At 43.9% G+C, this 1664-nt stretch carries 2 protein-coding genes; both read right to left on the bottom strand.

Going from position 1 to position 1664, the window contains the following annotated elements:
* Nucleotides 1-34: 34 nt before the first annotated feature.
* Entirely contained in the window at nucleotides 35-286 is a 252-nt protein-coding gene (locus D7Y06_RS24980) for a hypothetical protein (RefSeq protein WP_120410165.1), read from the bottom strand.
* A 19-nt stretch (nucleotides 287-305) separates the two neighbouring features.
* Nucleotides 306-1550: an IS256 family transposase gene (locus D7Y06_RS24975; RefSeq protein ID WP_120410166.1), complete on the bottom strand. Its 1245-nt coding sequence runs from the start codon at nucleotides 1548-1550 to the stop codon at nucleotides 306-308.
* Nucleotides 1551-1664: the final 114 nt, after the last annotated feature.

The raw sequence follows: 1664 nt of genomic DNA, 5'->3' as shown, positions 1-1664 counted from the left end.
CGGTCATATGACCGCCATATTTATTATCTGAAGCTCAATCAAAGGGTAGCTCCTCACCATTTCTATAAGCCTCATATAAAAGTAACATATCATGCTCTTTCAGGTACTGGTAACAGGTAAGTAGTTCATTCATGAGTGTTATCCGGGAGGTGCGCTGATATTGCAGTTCCTCTGCTAACGTCTCAAATTTGAGGTCTGTCCGCATGGCTTCTGCTATAAATTCATCAATAGTAACTTCTCCGTTAGTGTGACGTTGTTCTTCAAAATAGTCGTAGTATCTACTCATGCATAAGTTCCTCCCTGTCTTAATATTTTTCGTATTTTAAAATTCTGGTCTGCATCTTATCATCCATCGCCAGCTGGTTCCTCACCATCGACCAGTTCGGCACTGGACGATCATTCCATTTTTTGTATAATTCCACGATCCGCAGATAAAAGGCTTTCCTGACTGCGTCCTCATTGGGGAAGGAGCCTTTTTTTGTGACTTTACGGAAACTGGAGTTGACCGACTCAATGGCATTCGTTGTATACATTACTTTTCTGACAGCGCTCCCATAATTGAATAGCTGCTCTACATGGGTCCAGTTACGCAGCCATACATCCACAGCCCCGGGATAGCTGCTCCATGCCTGCCGGAACCGTTCGAATTCTGCTTCCGCCGCTTTCAGGCTGGCTGCTCCATAAATCTTTTTAAGCTGTGCGGTATATTTCTTATATTCCTTTGATGGGATATATTTCATAGAGTTACGGATCAGATGCACGATACAGCGCTGTACAACCACATCTTTAAAAATGGAGCGCGCCCCTTCTTCAAGCCCAGAAACACCGTCCATGCTGATGAACAGGATGTCCTCCACTCCGCGGGCCTTGATCTCATCAAAAATCTGCATCCAATAATGTTTTCCCTCGGATTCCCCAATCCAGATGCCAAGAATGTCTTTCACGCCATTCACGTCATAACCAAGTATCACATACACTGCGCAGTTCTTGGTTTCCATTTCCTTACGGATGGAGACATACAGGCAATCTACAAACAAAAACGTATAAAATTTCTTCAGGGGGCGGTTCTGCCATTCATTTGCCGTATCTATGACACGGTCTGTGATTGTGGATATCGTTTCATGGGAGATCTCAAAGCCATAGATATCCTCGATCGTGTCTGCAATATCACGCTGGCTCATCCCTTTCCCATACATGGCGAGAACCTTGTCCTCGATTCCACTGATATCCTTTGTGCGTTTAGGGATAAGCTGCGGCTCAAAGGTTGCATCCCTGTCCCTCGGGACGTCGACCGGAATCTCTCCGTAAGCGGTATTTACATTTTTGTGTATGTATCCATTTCGGCGGTTTGTTGTTTCCTTATACCCATGGTCATTTATATCATATCCGAGATGGCTGTCCATCTCCCCCTGGAGCATGGCTTCAAACATAGGCCCAAAAATATCTTTGATTGCATCCTGCATTTCTTCTTTTGTCTGCGGCTGGTATTGTTCCAAGATTGCCTGGGCGATCGCCGCCCCTTTTGTGTTACGGTTCTTTCTCTTTGCCATAAGTGCTGTACTCATCCTTTTTTTCATCCTTTCTTTGAGTGTAGCACACCTTATATAGAAAAATAAAGTATGCAGTTAGTTTTATTGTATTTCTAACTTACACACTTTATTTTA

It is taken from the genome of Roseburia sp. 1XD42-69 (genome assembly GCF_003612565.1).
In the GTDB taxonomy this organism is placed as follows: domain Bacteria; phylum Bacillota; class Clostridia; order Lachnospirales; family Lachnospiraceae; genus Roseburia_B.
This window is presented reverse-complemented; position numbering and strand designations above follow the sequence as displayed.